The sequence below is a fragment of the Paenibacillus terreus genome (assembly GCF_042138595.1).
In the GTDB taxonomy this organism is placed as follows: Bacteria; Bacillota; Bacilli; order Paenibacillales; family Paenibacillaceae; genus Paenibacillus; species Paenibacillus terreus.
The window spans coordinates 85348-100122 of sequence record NZ_JBHIRX010000005.1; the positions used below are offsets into that span (position 1 = coordinate 85348).

A 14775-nucleotide genomic window follows, 5' to 3' on the forward strand; every position below is an offset into this window, starting at 1 on the left:
GACGGGGTGTTCAAGAAATGAAAAAAGGTAAAATCGTGCTTGAAAATGGCGGAGTTGTTGAGATTCAATTCCTCCCTGAAGAAGCTCCAAATACGGTAGCAAATTTTGAAAAGCTGGCAAACAGCGGGTTTTATAACGGTCTGAGCTTCCATCGTGTGATTCCAGGCTTCGTAGCTCAAGGCGGCTGTCCGGTCGGCAACGGCACAGGCGGTCCTGGCTACACCATCGATTGCGAAACAGCTACTAACACAACCAAACACGAAAAAGGCGTGCTCTCCATGGCGCATGCCGGACGCAACACGGGCGGCAGCCAGTTCTTTATCGTTTATGCTCCGCAGCCGCACCTGGATGGTGTGCACACCGTTTTTGGCAAAGTGATCAGCGGCATGGAGCACATTGATGCTGTAAAGCAGGGCGACAAAATGAAGGAAGTTACAGTGTTTGAAGCGTAATAAAAAATGAGGTTTAAGAGGCGATCTGTTCCCGGTACTCTGCCGGGGATAGATCGCCTTGTTTGTTTTGGAAGCATTAATTTTGAACAAAGCAATAAACAGTGCTAAACTAAGGGTTAAAAATTAGGGACGAACATCCGATATAGGTGTAAAGGCATACGGCCTGAAACAACGGCGTTATTTACATGGAATAAGAAAATATGGAGAGGTGCCGAATGATTACCCTGGATACAAGTGAAATAATTGAAATAACAAAAAAGCAGATGGGCAAAGTGATGAACCTGTACCCGGTTGAGTTGAAATTCACGGACGATTTTGGCAGAGAAAGACCGGCGGCCGACCATAAATTCAGCCTTACCAATCAGCATTACTCCGCAAAAGTAATGGATTGCATTCTGGAGAATGAAGTGCGTCCAGTACTAATGTGTGAAATCATATATTTCCTGAAGTGTGAATATATTGACGGGGTTATCGATCTTCGGCTGGATTATGATTTTCGTAAGGGCTCGGAGCATAACCCGATGGCTGCGGCCGTCATTTCCTTTGATGATGATGTTGAACTGGAAAGAGAAGAGCTGGCGGATTTAATCGACCTGGCGCTGCAGATGAATGATAAGCTATGGTTTGAGGAGCTTTCGCAAAAATATATGGAGCTTCAGGCATAATTGATTTGAATGAATTTTAACGGACAAGCGGCAGGCTCAGGATCTGCCGCTTGCTTTTTGTGTTTCAAAGTGTTACGATTTGCTCAATTACAACCGACTTATGGAAATAATCGAATATCTATCCTTCGGGGCAGGGTGAAATTCCCTACCGGCGGTGATGGCGCTTGATGGACATGGTTTATATCAAGCGGCTCAGTCCGTGACCCGGATACTGCTTGTGACAAGCGGTTGATGGTGGACCTGGTGCGAATCCGGGACCGACAGTATAGTCTGGATGGGAGAAGGATCGTGGATGAGCGCACCTGTAATGGAGCGCTGACTTTCGCATACACATTTTCAAAATGTTCAGTCCGTCTACAGCAATTTGCATGCGTACGGAGGTTTATTTTGTTGTAGCCTCTATGTACATAGAACTGAACTTTTGAAGCTTGTTGTGTCATGTCTATGAAAGCTGATTCACTCTGTAATCCCTGCCCCTGGCGATCTAATCGCCGGGGGCTTTTTAGTCGATAGACGCTTTTTTACTGTTCTGAACATTCCGGTTGTAAGAATACGGACCGATGATGGTCTCGCATCACAAGAAAGGAGGAAGAAGCCGTTGTTTACTGGCCTTATTGAAGAGGTGGGCATTCTCCGCAAGGCAGCACGCAGCGGGGAAGCGATGGAGCTGGAGATTTCCGCCGCGGTGGTGCTTGAGGATCTCAAGATCGGCGACAGTGTGTCCGTTAACGGCGTTTGCCTGACAGCAACCAAAATCGGCGAACGAAGCTTCACGGTGGATGTGATGCCCCAGACGTATCGGCACAGCAATTTAAGTGAGCTTCAATCCGGCAATCCCTTGAATCTGGAGCGGGCCATGGCGGCGGGCGGCCGGTTCGGCGGACATATCGTGCAGGGGCATGTGGATGGCACCGGCCGGATTGTCCGTATCACCCGGGACCAGAATGCAGTCGTGTATGAGATCATGCCCGATGACGATGCGCTGTTCAAATATCTGGTGCCTAGAGGCTCTGTAACCATTGACGGAATCAGCCTCACGGTAGCTCAGTTGTACGATTCGTCTTTTGCCGTATCCATTATTCCGCACACGCTGGAAGCGACAGCTTTGCGCGGCAAGCGGGCGGGGAATACTGTTAATATCGAATGCGATATTCTCGGTAAATATGTAGAGCATCTGCTGTTCTTCAGCAGGAAAGATCGGCAGACACAAGCCCCAAAGCAGCTTGATCTTGAATTCCTGGCCGAGCACGGGTTCTCCTGAGCCAAGCCCGGTATCATCACTGCATACACAAGGAGGGAAAAGACATGGAACAGGACATCGTTTTTGATTCGATTGAGGATGCCATAACCGATCTCAAGCAGGGCAAGATTGTGATCGTGGTGGATGATGAGGATCGTGAGAATGAAGGAGATTTTGTGGTGCTCGCAGACAAGGCAAGCCCCGAGGCGATCAACTTTATGATTACCCAGGGGCGCGGTCTCGTATGTGTGGCGATCACGCAGGAACGGGCTGATGAGCTGGAGCTTAAGCCGATGGTGTCGCAAAATACGGATTATCATGGTACGGCTTTTACTGTGTCGGTAGACCATGCTCAAACAACGACGGGCATTTCCGCAGTGGAGCGTTCCATGACGGCCAAGGCGCTTGTTGATCCTGCGGCTGGTGCGGGCGATTTCCGCAAACCGGGCCATATGTTTCCGCTGATCGCCAAGAAAGGCGGCGTATTAAGACGGGCAGGCCACACTGAAGCTGCTGTGGACCTCGCCAAGCTGAGCGGTGCTGCACCGGCCGGCGTGATCTGTGAAGTGATCAAGGAGGATGGTACCATGGCCCGGCTGCCGGATCTCGCGATGATCGCCGCCCAGCACGGCTTGAAGCTGATCAGCATTAAAAGTCTGATCAGTTACCGGATCGCCAGCGAACAGCTTGTGAAGCAGGAGGTGGCCGTGCGGATGCCAACCGATTTCGGAGTGTTCCAGGCCGTGGCCTATTCCAATGAGGTGGACAACAAGGAGCATGTTGCGCTGGTCAAAGGCGAGATCGATCCCGCCAAGCCCGTTCTGGTCCGGGTTCACTCCGAATGTCTCACGGGTGATGTATTCCATTCGCACCGCTGTGACTGCGGGCCGCAATTCGCGGCTGCTTTAAGCCAAATTGAAGAAGAAGGCGCCGGTATTCTCCTTTATATGAGGCAGGAAGGCAGAGGCATCGGGTTGATAAATAAGCTGAAAGCCTATAAACTTCAGGAAGAAGGTCTTGATACGGTAGACGCCAATCTGAAGCTTGGTTTTTCAGCTGACCTGCGTGATTACGGCATCGGCGCCCAAATGCTCAGGGATTTGGGGGTGCGCCAAATCCGGCTGCTGACCAATAACCCCAGAAAGATCAAAGGTCTGGAAGGTTACGGTCTTGAAGTGGTCGAACGTGTGCCCATTCAAATTCCGGAGAACGAGGATAATTCGAATTATCTTCATACAAAACAGGTGAAGCTGGGGCATCTTCTTACGTTCGAAACGCTTGAGCAGAATGAGCGTTGATATAGTCGGATTATAACTAAAACCAAACTCGGAAAGGCTGATGATCAGTATGGCGAATTATTTTGAAGGAAATCTTGTATCCTCCGGATTAAAATATGGTATTGTAGTTGGAAGATTCAATGAATTTATTACGAACAAGCTGCTGAGCGGAGCGCTTGATGCCCTCAAGCGGCACGGTGCTGCCGATGAAGAGATTTCTGTAGCATGGGTGCCGGGAGCTTTTGAAATTCCGTTGATTGCTCAAAAAATGGCGGAAAGCGGAAAATTCGACGCCGTCATAACGCTCGGAACAGTCATCCGCGGCTCAACGACCCATTATGATTATGTGTGCAACGAAGTGGCCAAAGGTGTGGCGGCAATTAATCTCAAAACAGGCATACCGGTTATTTTCGGGATCGTCACCACGGAAAACATTGAGCAGGCTATCGAACGCGCAGGCACGAAGGCCGGCAATAAAGGCTGGGATTCGGCCGTTGCCGCGATTGAAATGGCTAATTTGACAAAACAGTTCTGACTCGGGCTATCGGATACTCTGACATTCTGATACAATGCAGTTTGTGAATTTGGCGGGAGGAAAAATGCTTTGACGGTAGTAACTTATAAACTGGAAACGTTTGAGGGGCCGCTTGATTTGCTTCTGCATCTGATCGAAAAAGCCGAAATTGACATTCAGGATATACCGATCAGTGAAATCACGGATCAGTATATGGACTATATTCATACGATGCAGGAGCTGGAGTTGGACGTTACAAGCGAATTTCTGGTAATGGCGGCGACCCTTTTGTCGATCAAAAGCAAGCTGCTGCTTCCTAAGCCGCCGGTCATCGACATGGACGAATATGATATGTACGAGGACGAGGACTATGATCCGCGCGAAGAGCTGGTGCAGAAGCTGATAGAATACCGCAAGTATAAGGGAATTGCCCGCCATCTCAGCGAAAAGGAATGGGAGCGCAGCCTGATTTTCAGCAAGGAGCCTGAGGATCTGAGTTCCTATGTTCCAAGCGAGCCGGCTAACCCGGTACAGGGTCTGCATACGGCAGATTTAATCGCTGCCTTTAAACGGGCCTTGCGCAGGGCCGAGCGGAGAACGACGGTGGCCCGGATCCATCGGGATGAAATCTCCGTAAAGGATCGGATAAGGCAGGTCCTGACCGTGTTCGAGAAGGCTGGGCAGGGCAGCAGGCTGCTGTTCTCGCGGCTGATGCATGACGACATGCAGCGCCATGAGATCGTGGTGACCTTTCTCGCCATTCTGGAGCTGATGAAGATGAAGCAGATTGTATGTTTTCAGGAGAGAGTTTTTGACGATATTGTGATGGAGTGGAGAGGGGATTTACGTGCTGATAGATTATCCGACGCTGAAATCGATTATTGAGGGGCTTTTGTTTCTGGCTGGCGAAGAAGGCTTGACCGTGAAGCAAATTGCCGACATAACGGAGCAGCGTTCTGAACTGGTCACGGATTGTCTTGAGGACATGAAGAATGACATGCAAAAGGAGGGAAGAGGCCTGCAAATGCTGAAATTGGCCGGCAGATATCAGCTTGCCACTCTTCCCGAGCACGCCCCTTATTTCGAGAAGCTGGCTTATTCCCCGGCTCGTGTCTCCCTTTCCCAGGCTGCTCTGGAAACGCTGGCGATCATCGCCTACCGGCAGCCCATCACCAGGGTTGAGATCGAAGAAATACGTGGTGTAAAATCGGAGCGGGCCATTCATACACTTGTCAGCAAAGAATTGATCGAAGAGACAGGACGGGCAGACGCCATTGGCAGACCGATTCTATACGGAACGACCAAAGCGTTTATGGAGTACTTTGGGCTCGGCAGTCTTGACGAGCTCCCGCAGCCTGAACAGTTTGAGGATACGGATCAGCTGGAGGAAGAGACGCAGCTTCTGTTCAGCAAGCTTGACGAGCAGCAGCTGACCTTTGATGATATCGGGAATAGAGAAGATTAATTATATTCATGACAGGGATGCCCAAGCAGTGTTACGACTGTGCGGAATCCCTGTTTTGTTTTGCCCATAGAGCAGAGCTGTAACGAATGTTTTCCTCTTCCAAGGCTATACTAAACGACATAATGTGCATCCAGGTATTTGGACGGAGAGGAGGTAAGCTGTGAAGCCTGCTGTGTGGATATGGATAGTTATTGCGGCTTTGATTTTATTGGTTCTGGCCGTTCTGCTCTCCAGAATCAAGATTCGCGCCGAGGTGCTGAAACAGGCTAATAATGATTATGCCCGTTTGCAGATTCACATGCTTTATGGGCTTGTCCGCTTCCAATACGAATTGCCCTCCGTCCTCATCGACCGGTTCCGCAAGGGGATATCGGTAAGGCTCGACAGGTACATCAATGTTGGAGAGGATAAAACGGACAAGGACGAGGCGGTTGTTGACAAGAGCAAAATTGAGGAGCTGCTAAGAAATTTTCGAGTTCTCCTTGAGAGTACGGATTCCTTAAAGCAGTGGATAAAAACAACGGTCGCTCATCTCTCTCTTTCCCAGCTGAAATGGACAACCAAGCTGGGAGTACGGGATTGCTCGCAGACGGCTGTTCTGACCGGAGCAGTGTGGGCCCTGAAAAGCTCTGTTGTAGGTTGGACAACCGCTCATGTGCGGTATGACTGCATGCCGGCTTTATCTGTCATTCCTTCATGGGATGAACGGAATTATTTTTCCACGAATGTAGTATGCAGTGCCTCCATATCCATGGGCTATGTGGTGATCGCACTGTTCAGGCTGCTGGCCAGCATTTTAAAAGTGCCAGGAGGTTTTAAAACATGGAAAAAAATGTTTACCAGAGAACCGTCCGATCATCTGCCGGAACATTAAAATGGTGCGGCTCAGAACAGTTACATATTTTCGATACAAAAGCAAAAACGGAGTCAGGCTGGTCTTATTAAAGATCAGCCTTTTTTGTTTCCTCTATGATGGAGGTCCGCAGCTGCTTCATATCAGTCATTGGCGGTCGTCCAAACCGGCGTGCATATTCCCGGCTAAACTGAGTGGGGCTTTCGTAACCGACACGAAACGCGGCTTCAGCAGCTTCAAGGTCTTCTGTAAGAAGCAAGCGCCGTGCTGCCTGCAGCCGGATGGCTTTTTGATACTGCAGCGGACTCATGGCGGTTACTTTTTTAAATTGCTTATGCAGGGCAGAGGGACTCATGTTAACTTCTTTCGCCAATTCTTCAATCAGGAAAGGCTTGGCATAGTCACGGTTGATCATGTGAATCACCTTGGCAACGCGCTGAGCCTGGGTGCCGATCAGGGCAAATTGTCTGATGATCTCACCCTGCTCGCCTTGCATGACTCTATATAGAATTTCACGGATGATGAGCGGTGCAAGGACCTCAATATCGCCGGGTGTATAGAGCAGCCGGACAAGCCGGATTACCGCTTCAAGCAGTGGAGGGGTGGATGAGCTCACGACCAAGCCGGGACCGGTAGTTCCATTCACCATTGGCTTGGATGACTTAAGGATGTCCACGATCATATCCTGGCTGAATTCCAATTGTACACTTAGGTACGGGAGCTGCGGCGAGGCTTGCGTGATTTTTCCGACCACCGGCAGATGAACGGAAGTGACCAGGCAGTTGCTCGGATCACAGCTATAGGTTTTACCGCCAAAAGTCACGTCCTTCCCTCCTTGGGCTATGACGTAAAAGGAGGGCACGCTCACCGAATTGAAATGCTCCGTTTCATGAGATGCTCTTCTAAAACTGAGTTCGGGCACAGCCGACGCGTGAGCACCATCGGAAGGCGCATGCTGTTGAATAAGCCATGCCAACTCCTGCTGGCAGATTGACGGGTCGGAAGATTGAGCGAATTTGTGCATAATCAGGCTCCTTTATCGGCTGTTGGTAAGCATATTGTATCCGTGCTGTACAGGATTAGGCAAGAACCGGACATGAATGAACTACCTGTATAAAAGGGCTACATCCTATACTTTAAGTGCAGACAGGGATTTAAGCTAAAATAAAACGAAAGAAGGAACCTGATATGATTAAAGAAAAAGTCGTTGTCATTACTGGAGCAAGCAGCGGAATTGGTGAGGCAACAGCACTTCTTCTCGCCGAAAAAGGAGCAAAAATCGTTCTGGGTGCACGCAGGGTGGAGCGTCTTGAAGCACTTGCAGCCCGTATAACCGCGGTTGGCGGTGAGGCCATCTATGCTCGTACAGATGTGAGGAAGCGTGACGACTTGACCCATCTCGTCAAGCTGGCCTGTGAACAGTATGGTCAAGTGGACGTTCTTCTCAACAATGCTGGAATCGGGCCGATATCCCCCCTTGATGAACTCCGCGTGGAGGATTGGGAGGATATGATCGATGTCAACATCAAAGGTGTTTTGTACGGCATCGCCGCTGGGCTGCCGGTCTTTCGCGAGCAGGGCTTTGGACATTTCATCAACATCGCTTCCACGTCAGGACTTACGACTACCCCGAACATGGCGGTCTACTCGGGCACCAAGTTTGCGGTGCGGGCGATCTCCGAGGGGCTGCGCCAAGAGGCAGGCGATAAACTGCGCGTAACGATCATTTCCCCCGGGTTTGTGAAGACGAATTTTGTAGAAGCAATTCCCAATCAGGAGATCAGGGGGGAGCTTGAGAGGTACCGAGACAAGGAGGCGATTTCACCGGAAGCGATTGCCCGTTCCATTGTGTTCGCGATGGAGCAGCCGGCCGATGTGGATATTAACGAAATGATCGTGCGTCCCACTGCACAGGCGTAACTCCTCCTGTTAAACGAAACAAATGACTCCCCTCCAGGGAGCGAGGTAATCAACCCATAATTGTGCTACATAACTCAAATGCATTTGGGGATGATAAGTGAAGAAAAAAACCAAGCTTAACGACTGGAGGGAGCTTATATGTCTGATCATCCGATTCAAGGACTCATGCAAACGGCGATGGAAAATATTAAAGGCATGGTGGATGTCAACACCATCGTTGGTGAAGCGGTGGAAACGCCTGACGGAACCGTCATTTTGCCTATAAGCAGAGTAGGTTTCGGATTTGCGGCAGGGGGCAGCGATTTTAACGTGATGGATGACGTAGCGGATCATTCAGGATCTTCAGGTGTGAAGGCCGGGCACCCGTTTGGTGGCGGCAGCGGGGGAGGCGTGTCCATCCAGCCGATCGCATTCCTCGTTGTCGGACGTCAAGGTGTTCAGATCGTGCCGCTTGATAATCAGACCCATCTTTTTGAGAAGATTATCGACTCCACGCCGCAACTGATTGATAAAATCCAGACCATGATGGGACGAACGGGTATGTCAGGTGGAACTGCAGCAGCCGGAATGACCGAAAACCAAATACCGCCTCAAGTTCCGGTCAGCAGCACGGATCGTACTACCACATCCTACCTGTAATCTGTATTGAGCCGATGTTTAATCCTTTCCGTAATAGCTTTCTCCGGGTCAGCCGGTGAATGTCTTAGCGGGAAGGATTTTTCGGCTTTGCAAAGGACATACTTTCGACAGCAAGTACATAAAATGGTACAAGACCATTCGCGAACCGGAGGATTGCCATGTTAACACGTCAGAGGATTGTCTCAATAAGCCTGCTCATATCCATCGTCCTTCTATTCGAATCCGCAGCGGCTGTGGCTGCTCCGGAAGCAGATCTTCCACCCGAGCCGGCCAATCATGCGGAAGCTGCAGCGCTGATCGATGTTTCTTCAGGACGTATATTGTATGAAAAAGAGGGCGACAAGCAAATGCGAATTGCCAGCCTGACCAAAATCATGACCGCCATCGTGGCTATAGAGCATGGCAATCTTAAAGACAAGGTTACCGTGTCCCGAAACGCTTTTGGCAAAGAAGGGTCCTCCCTCTTTTTGAAGCTGGGAGAGCAGATGAAGCTGGAGGATATGCTGTACGGCCTGATGCTTCGTTCCGGCAACGACGCAGCCACAGCGATCGCCGAGCATGTTGGCGGTTCCGAGGAAGGGTTTGTGTTTCTCATGAACGCCAAAGCTGAGCAGTTGGGGCTTGAGCATACCCATTTTGCCAATCCGCACGGACTCGACGCGGAAGGCCACTATTCCACAGCCAATGATATGGCGAAGCTTACAGCATATGCGCTTCGGAACCCGGTATTCCGGGAAATCGTCAAGACAGAAAACAAGAAGGCTCCCAATCCGAACGAGCAGTGGGACTATTCCTGGCATAACAAAAATAAGATGCTGCGGCTGTACGAAGGCGCGGACGGGGTGAAGACCGGTTATACGAAAAAAGCATTCCGCTGTCTGGTCAGCTCGGCCACCCGGGACGGACGACAGCTGGCCGCCGTTACTTTGAACGACGGAGACGACTGGAATGATCATGGCCGGATGCTGGATTACGGCTTTCGCTATTATCCGATTGTGGAAGTTACGCGGAAAAACACGCCTTTGAGCGGGTATAATTTTGTCACAGGGGCTTCCTTCTCCTATCCCCTTGCCGAAGGGGAGGAACAAATGCTGACGAAGAAGCTGGTACTGACCAAAACAGCCTCTGGGGGTATCACATCAGAACGGGCCTCCTTCGGCTTGCGCGGCAGGATTGACATGCTGCTTGATGGCAAGCTTATCGGCTCCGTGCCTGTGTACGAGAAGGGCAGTTATATTCCCAAGGCCAAAGAAGCGCTTCCCGCTCCCGCGTCCGGCAATGTGCGCGACAGCTCATGGAGGGACGCTTGGACTGAAGTGATGCAGCGCTTATTTTCTGCATAAATGGGAGCTGCAGGAGAACTGAAAGGCGGTGAATCTTATCGTTAATTTGATATGGATGGCCATGATTGTTGTTGGCGTCGGATTTGCGGCTGTGCAAGGAAAGATGGACGTTGTAACCAAGGCGGCCTTTGACGGGGCTGCCTCCGCTGTCACCGTATGCTTCGGCTTGATCAGTGTTCTGGTATTCTGGATGGGTATGATGAAGATCGCGGAGGACGCTGGACTTATGAAGAAGCTGTCCAGGATGCTTGCGCCTGTCATAGGCTTTCTGTTTCCGGATGTGCCGCGCAATCATCCGGCGATGGGGTATATTTTATCCAATATGAGCGCCAATCTGCTCGGACTGGGGAATGCGGCAACTCCCATGGGGCTTAAAGCGATTCAGGAGCTGCAGAAGCTAAATCCGGACAAACATACGGCCACTCCTGCCATGTGTACTCTGCTTGCATTGAATACGGCCAGTATTACGCTCATACCGACGACACTGATTGCAATCCGGATGAATTACCATTCCGCAGAGCCCGCTGAAATTGTCGGTACCACACTGATGGCTACGGCCATCGCTACCTTCGCGGCGGTCGCCGCTGACCGCTGGTTCCGCAATCGGCTGCGGCGGCAGCCGCCTGTGCCAAGACAGCCGACGGGCAAGTCCATGTGAAAGGGGGAGCTGCATGCTTGAATTCATAAATCTCATTTCTGCCTGGGCCATTCCTGTTATTCTGGCGTTTATCCCCCTTTACGCATATATGAAGAAGGTACCGGTGTACGAATCCTTTACAGAAGGAGCCAAGGACGGTTTCTCGACGGCTATAGGCATTATCCCTTCTCTGGTCGGCATGATGGTGGCGATCAGCGTTTTCCGGGCATCGGGAGCGCTTGATTTTATTTTGAGCTGGTTTGCGCCTCTGTTCCGCTTATGGGATATTCCGCCCGAGGTGCTGCCGCTTGGTTTGCTGCGGCCGCTGACAGGCTCCGGCTCCCTTGCTTACACGACAGATTTAATTCGTACATACGGTCCCGACTCCATGATCGGACGTATGGCCTCCACCATTCAGGGCAGCACGGATACGACTTTATATGTGATCGCAGTTTATTTTGGAGCCGTCGGCATCCGCAACGGGCGGTATGCGCTGAAAGTCGGACTGTTTTCGGATTTCGTGGGTTTTGCGGCGGCGATTGCCGTATGTCTGCTCGTATTTTGAACGCTGTCAAGCTTCTCCCGGATTTCAACTTGTGATTTTGGGCCCTACTGGGTATCATTAGCATGAGGTGAAATCACGAACATGGAGAGATTGCAGAAAATTCTTGCCCAGGCAGGCGTGGCATCCCGGCGCAAATGCGAGGAGCTCATTCTTGCGGGCAAAGTGGAGGTTAACGGGGAGACCGTTACGGAGCTCGGCACGAAAGCGGACCCCGCTCAGGATATCATAACGGTAAACGGCAAGCCGATTAAAACGGAATCGAAAGTATACCTGATGATGAACAAACCCAAAGGAGTCATTACGAGCGCTTCCGATCCGGAGGGACGCAAAATTGTGTCCGATTATTTAAAGGGTGTGAAAGAACGGGTTTATCCTGTAGGCAGACTGGATTATGATACTGAAGGGCTGCTGCTGCTGACCAATGACGGCGAATTTGCCAACCTGCTTACGCATCCGCGGCACCATGTACCCAAAACGTATTTGGCGACTGTAAAAGGAGTCCCGCATGGAACGGAGCTGGACAAGCTGAGACAGGGTGTTCAGCTTGAGGACGGAATGACCGCTCCGGCCGAAGTGGAGTACAAGGATGTGGATCCGGACGGCAAAGAATCCGTGATTCAGATCACCATTTATGAAGGTCGCAACCGTCAGGTCAGACGGATGTTTGAGGCGATTTCTCATCCGGTCATCCGGCTAAAGCGGATTGCCTTCGGGGATCTTCTTTTGCAAAATCTGAAGCGGGGACTGACCAGGCCGCTGACCAAAGACGAGGTAAACCGGCTTACTCAGCTGGCTAAATCAGAAAAAAAGCGTCAGGGAACGAAGTAGCGTATTTTTGGGATAAAAGGAAAAACAGAGGCGAACAGCCTCTGTTTTCTTTTGAATTTGACCTAATCCCGGAAAATAGTACAATAGAGAAAGTGGCTTTGTATGGTTTAAAGAGGTATTTACCATAATAAGGGGTTGTTGGATATGTCGGAAGAAAATAACCGCATTCTGGTTGTAGATGATGAGGAACGGATCAGAAGGCTGCTGCGCATGTATCTTGAGAAAGAGGGTTACACCATTGATGAGGCTGAGGATGGCGAGACCGCACTGCGTAAAGCGACAGCGAGCGATTACAGTATTATTTTGCTGGACGTCATGCTGCCGGGCATGGATGGGGTAGAGGTATGCAGCCGGTTGCGGCAGGTAAAGGCTACTCCTGTTCTTATGCTGACAGCGAAGGGTGAAGAGGCTAATCGTGTGCAGGGCTTTGAGGTAGGCGCTGATGATTATGTCGTAAAACCCTTTAGCCCGCGCGAAGTCATCTTCCGGGTCAAGGCCATTCTGCGGAGATCATCGGAAACGGCGTTTTTAACGAAAGAGACAACGCCAAGCAACAGCATCGTTTTTCCTAATCTCGTGATTGAGAATGACGCCCACCGCGTAACGGCCGGAGGGAGGGAAGTCAGTCTTACGCCCAAGGAATATGAGCTGCTTCATTACTTGGCCATTTCACCTGATAAGGTGTTTTCCCGGGAAGAGCTGCTGAAGGATGTGTGGAATTATGAATTTTTCGGTGATTTACGAACCGTGGACACCCATGTCAAACGTCTGCGTGAAAAATTGAACAAAGTATCGCCGGAGGCGGCAGGCATGATCACAACCGTCTGGGGAGTAGGCTATAAACTGGAGGTCCCGAAATAAATTGAGCTTCTGGAGATCACTTGTCGGCAAGTTGTGGATCACAATCATATGCCTGGTCGGCTGTGTGCTTATTTTCCTGGGATTATTTTTGCTTCCTTATATCGATACCAATTTCGCCGCTGCGGAATCGTCGGACATTAAGCGGTTGTTTACATACACATGCATCGTTGGTTTTCTATTGACGACGTTTTTCGCCCTGTTTTTATTCACCAAAATTACACAGCCCATGCAGCAGCTCATTCAAGCGGCAGACGCGATTCGCAAGGGCCGGTATGATAGACGGGTATCGGTGGTGAGCAGCGATGAAATAGGCGCTTTGGCTACCACCTTCAACCATATGGCCGCCGAAATGGAGTCGACCATCCGCAGCCTGAATGCGGAGAAGAACCATTTGTCCAGTGTGCTGCGCAGTATGACCGATGCCGTGCTTACCTTTAACCGTAATGGTGAAATTATACTGACCAACCCTCCCGGACAGCAGACCGTCGCCAGCTGGCGGGGAGTGAAATGGGAGGACAGCGGGAATGAGGAAGGGCGCTATGCTGTCCCCAAGCCGCTGCAGCCGTTGTTTGAACAGGTGATGGAGAGCGGCGAGGATGCGGGGGCGAAGGTGCATGTGAAGCAGGGCGTATGGTCTGTTCAGATGGCCCCTCTGTATACGGATGATATGATCCGGGGGGCGGTGGCTGTTCTGCGCGATGTAACCGAAGAGGAACGGCTGGAAAAGGTACGCGCCGATTTCGTCGCTAATGTCTCTCATGAAATTCGCACGCCGCTATCCATGATGCAAGGCTACAGTGAAGCTTTGCTGGACGGCATGGCCGGTTCGCCGGAAGAGACAGAAGAATTGATTCAGGTCATCCATGACGAGTCGCTGCGGATGGGCAGGCTTGTTAAGGATTTGCTGGATTTGACGAGAATGGAGGCTGGACACATCGACATTGACCGCAGTCCGGTACGGGTGGATGAGCTGGTCGAGCGTGTTCACCGTAAATTTGCCGTCCGTTCCAAAGAGCGGGGCCTGGTGCTTGAATGCCGGATCACGGGCGCTCCCCTTTGGTTGACTGCTGCGGACGAAGACAGACTGGAGCAGGTGCTGACCAATTTGCTTGATAATGCGTTCAGACATACGCCGGAGGGCAAGCACATCTATATGCATGCCGGACGGACTGCAGATGAACAGGGAGAATCCATCATCATCCGGATTCGGGACGAGGGTGTGGGCATACCGAGCGAGGATTTGCCCTATATCTTCGAGCGCTTCTACAAAGCGGATAAAGCGCGGGTACGCGGTGAGGAGAGCGGAACGGGACTTGGCCTTGCGATTGTTCGCAATATCGTGGAGGCACATCATGGCACCATTACCGCCGAGAGTGTCATCGGACAGGGCTCTGAGTTTACAATAACGCTGCCTGTGAAGTAGGATAAACGCGGAAATAGATCTGAAAATGCCCGAAATCCGCTTTTTTTGTTGAAATTTAAAATAAAAAATTGTTCATCGTGGAACATGGCAGAA

General features: G+C 50.8%; 17 protein-coding genes and 1 riboswitch. Of the genes, 16 read left to right on the top strand and 1 reads right to left on the bottom strand.

What is annotated here, in order from left to right; all coding sequences use genetic code 11:
* The first annotated feature begins 17 nt into the window (after window positions 1-17).
* From ACE5KN_RS11505 to ACE5KN_RS11540, 8 genes are all read left to right on the top strand, one after another.
* The gene (locus ACE5KN_RS11505) at window positions 18-452 is read left to right on the top strand and encodes a peptidylprolyl isomerase (protein ID WP_375523095.1); all 435 of its coding nucleotides are present in this window, start codon (window positions 18-20) and stop codon (window positions 450-452) included.
* Between the two features lie 215 nt (window positions 453-667).
* Entirely contained in the window at window positions 668-1117 is a 450-nt protein-coding gene (locus ACE5KN_RS11510) for an IDEAL domain-containing protein (protein WP_375523537.1), read from the top strand.
* Between the two features lie 117 nt (window positions 1118-1234).
* Window positions 1235-1407, top strand: a riboswitch (FMN riboswitch).
* A 308-nt stretch (window positions 1408-1715) separates the two neighbouring features.
* Window positions 1716-2378, top strand: a complete 663-nt coding sequence (gene ribE, locus ACE5KN_RS11515) for a riboflavin synthase (RefSeq protein WP_375523538.1) — start codon at window positions 1716-1718, stop codon at window positions 2376-2378.
* Window positions 2379-2422: 44 nt separating this feature from the next.
* Window positions 2423-3655: a bifunctional 3,4-dihydroxy-2-butanone-4-phosphate synthase/GTP cyclohydrolase II gene (locus tag ACE5KN_RS11520; protein ID WP_375523539.1), complete on the top strand. Its 1233-nt coding sequence runs from the start codon at window positions 2423-2425 to the stop codon at window positions 3653-3655.
* 49 nt (window positions 3656-3704) lie between these two features.
* On the top strand, window positions 3705-4169 hold the full coding sequence (gene ribH / locus ACE5KN_RS11525) for a 6,7-dimethyl-8-ribityllumazine synthase (protein ID WP_375523540.1): 465 nt from the start codon (window positions 3705-3707) through the stop codon (window positions 4167-4169).
* Window positions 4170-4238: 69 nt separating this feature from the next.
* The gene (locus ACE5KN_RS11530; protein WP_375523541.1) at window positions 4239-5033 is read left to right on the top strand and encodes a segregation and condensation protein A; all 795 of its coding nucleotides are present in this window, start codon (window positions 4239-4241) and stop codon (window positions 5031-5033) included.
* Complete coding sequence (gene scpB, locus ACE5KN_RS11535; protein WP_375523754.1) at window positions 5002-5613, top strand: SMC-Scp complex subunit ScpB; 612 nt, start codon at window positions 5002-5004, stop codon at window positions 5611-5613. Before ACE5KN_RS11530 ends, scpB begins: the two co-directional genes overlap by 32 nt.
* A gap of 160 nt (window positions 5614-5773) precedes the next feature.
* Window positions 5774-6487: a DUF2953 domain-containing protein gene (locus ACE5KN_RS11540; RefSeq protein ID WP_375523542.1), complete on the top strand. Its 714-nt coding sequence runs from the start codon at window positions 5774-5776 to the stop codon at window positions 6485-6487.
* A gap of 67 nt (window positions 6488-6554) precedes the next feature.
* Here ACE5KN_RS11540 and ACE5KN_RS11545 read toward each other — a convergent pair whose 3' ends face one another.
* Window positions 6555-7490, bottom strand: coding sequence for an AraC family transcriptional regulator (locus ACE5KN_RS11545; protein WP_375523543.1), 936 nt, complete (start codon window positions 7488-7490; stop codon window positions 6555-6557).
* A gap of 164 nt (window positions 7491-7654) precedes the next feature.
* On the opposite strand from ACE5KN_RS11545, the gene ACE5KN_RS11550 reads away from it, so the two are divergent.
* From ACE5KN_RS11550 to ACE5KN_RS11585, 8 genes are all read left to right on the top strand, one after another.
* Window positions 7655-8386, top strand: a complete 732-nt coding sequence (locus tag ACE5KN_RS11550) for an SDR family oxidoreductase (protein WP_375523544.1) — start codon at window positions 7655-7657, stop codon at window positions 8384-8386.
* A gap of 138 nt (window positions 8387-8524) precedes the next feature.
* Window positions 8525-9025, top strand: coding sequence for a GerW family sporulation protein (gene ytfJ / locus ACE5KN_RS11555; protein WP_375523545.1), 501 nt, complete (start codon window positions 8525-8527; stop codon window positions 9023-9025).
* Window positions 9026-9183: 158 nt separating this feature from the next.
* Window positions 9184-10368, top strand: a complete 1185-nt coding sequence (locus ACE5KN_RS11560) for a D-alanyl-D-alanine carboxypeptidase family protein (protein WP_375523546.1) — start codon at window positions 9184-9186, stop codon at window positions 10366-10368.
* 37 nt (window positions 10369-10405) lie between these two features.
* Complete coding sequence (locus ACE5KN_RS11565) at window positions 10406-11026, top strand: nucleoside recognition domain-containing protein (protein WP_375523755.1); 621 nt, start codon at window positions 10406-10408, stop codon at window positions 11024-11026.
* A 13-nt stretch (window positions 11027-11039) separates the two neighbouring features.
* Window positions 11040-11570, top strand: coding sequence for a spore maturation protein (locus ACE5KN_RS11570; protein WP_375523547.1), 531 nt, complete (start codon window positions 11040-11042; stop codon window positions 11568-11570).
* Window positions 11571-11651: 81 nt separating this feature from the next.
* Window positions 11652-12398, top strand: coding sequence for a pseudouridine synthase (locus tag ACE5KN_RS11575; RefSeq protein WP_375523548.1), 747 nt, complete (start codon window positions 11652-11654; stop codon window positions 12396-12398).
* 144 nt (window positions 12399-12542) lie between these two features.
* Window positions 12543-13259, top strand: a complete 717-nt coding sequence (locus ACE5KN_RS11580) for a response regulator transcription factor (protein WP_375523549.1) — start codon at window positions 12543-12545, stop codon at window positions 13257-13259.
* A 1-nt stretch (window position 13260) separates the two neighbouring features.
* On the top strand, window positions 13261-14682 hold the full coding sequence (locus ACE5KN_RS11585) for an ATP-binding protein (RefSeq protein ID WP_375523550.1): 1422 nt from the start codon (window positions 13261-13263) through the stop codon (window positions 14680-14682).
* The last annotated feature ends 93 nt before the right edge of the window (window positions 14683-14775 follow it).

Bases quoted from the DNA above. Each gene is read 5' to 3' on its own strand.
- ACE5KN_RS11560 (WP_375523546.1), top strand. From the start codon at position 9,184: ATGTTAACACGTCAGAGGATTGTCTCAATAAGCCTGCTCATATCCATC.
- ACE5KN_RS11580 (WP_375523549.1), top strand. From the start codon at position 12,543: ATGTCGGAAGAAAATAACCGCATTCTGGTTGTAGATGATGAGGAACGG.
- ACE5KN_RS11545 (WP_375523543.1), bottom strand. From the start codon at position 7,490: ATGCACAAATTCGCTCAATCTTCCGACCCGTCAATCTGCCAGCAGGAG.
- ACE5KN_RS11550 (WP_375523544.1), top strand. From the start codon at position 7,655: ATGATTAAAGAAAAAGTCGTTGTCATTACTGGAGCAAGCAGCGGAATT.
- ACE5KN_RS11520 (WP_375523539.1), top strand. From the start codon at position 2,423: ATGGAACAGGACATCGTTTTTGATTCGATTGAGGATGCCATAACCGAT.
- ytfJ (WP_375523545.1), top strand. From the start codon at position 8,525: ATGTCTGATCATCCGATTCAAGGACTCATGCAAACGGCGATGGAAAAT.
- ACE5KN_RS11510 (WP_375523537.1), top strand. From the start codon at position 668: ATGATTACCCTGGATACAAGTGAAATAATTGAAATAACAAAAAAGCAG.
- ACE5KN_RS11570 (WP_375523547.1), top strand. From the start codon at position 11,040: ATGCTTGAATTCATAAATCTCATTTCTGCCTGGGCCATTCCTGTTATT.
- ACE5KN_RS11575 (WP_375523548.1), top strand. From the start codon at position 11,652: ATGGAGAGATTGCAGAAAATTCTTGCCCAGGCAGGCGTGGCATCCCGG.
- ACE5KN_RS11505 (WP_375523095.1), top strand. From the start codon at position 18: ATGAAAAAAGGTAAAATCGTGCTTGAAAATGGCGGAGTTGTTGAGATT.
- ribH (WP_375523540.1), top strand. From the start codon at position 3,705: ATGGCGAATTATTTTGAAGGAAATCTTGTATCCTCCGGATTAAAATAT.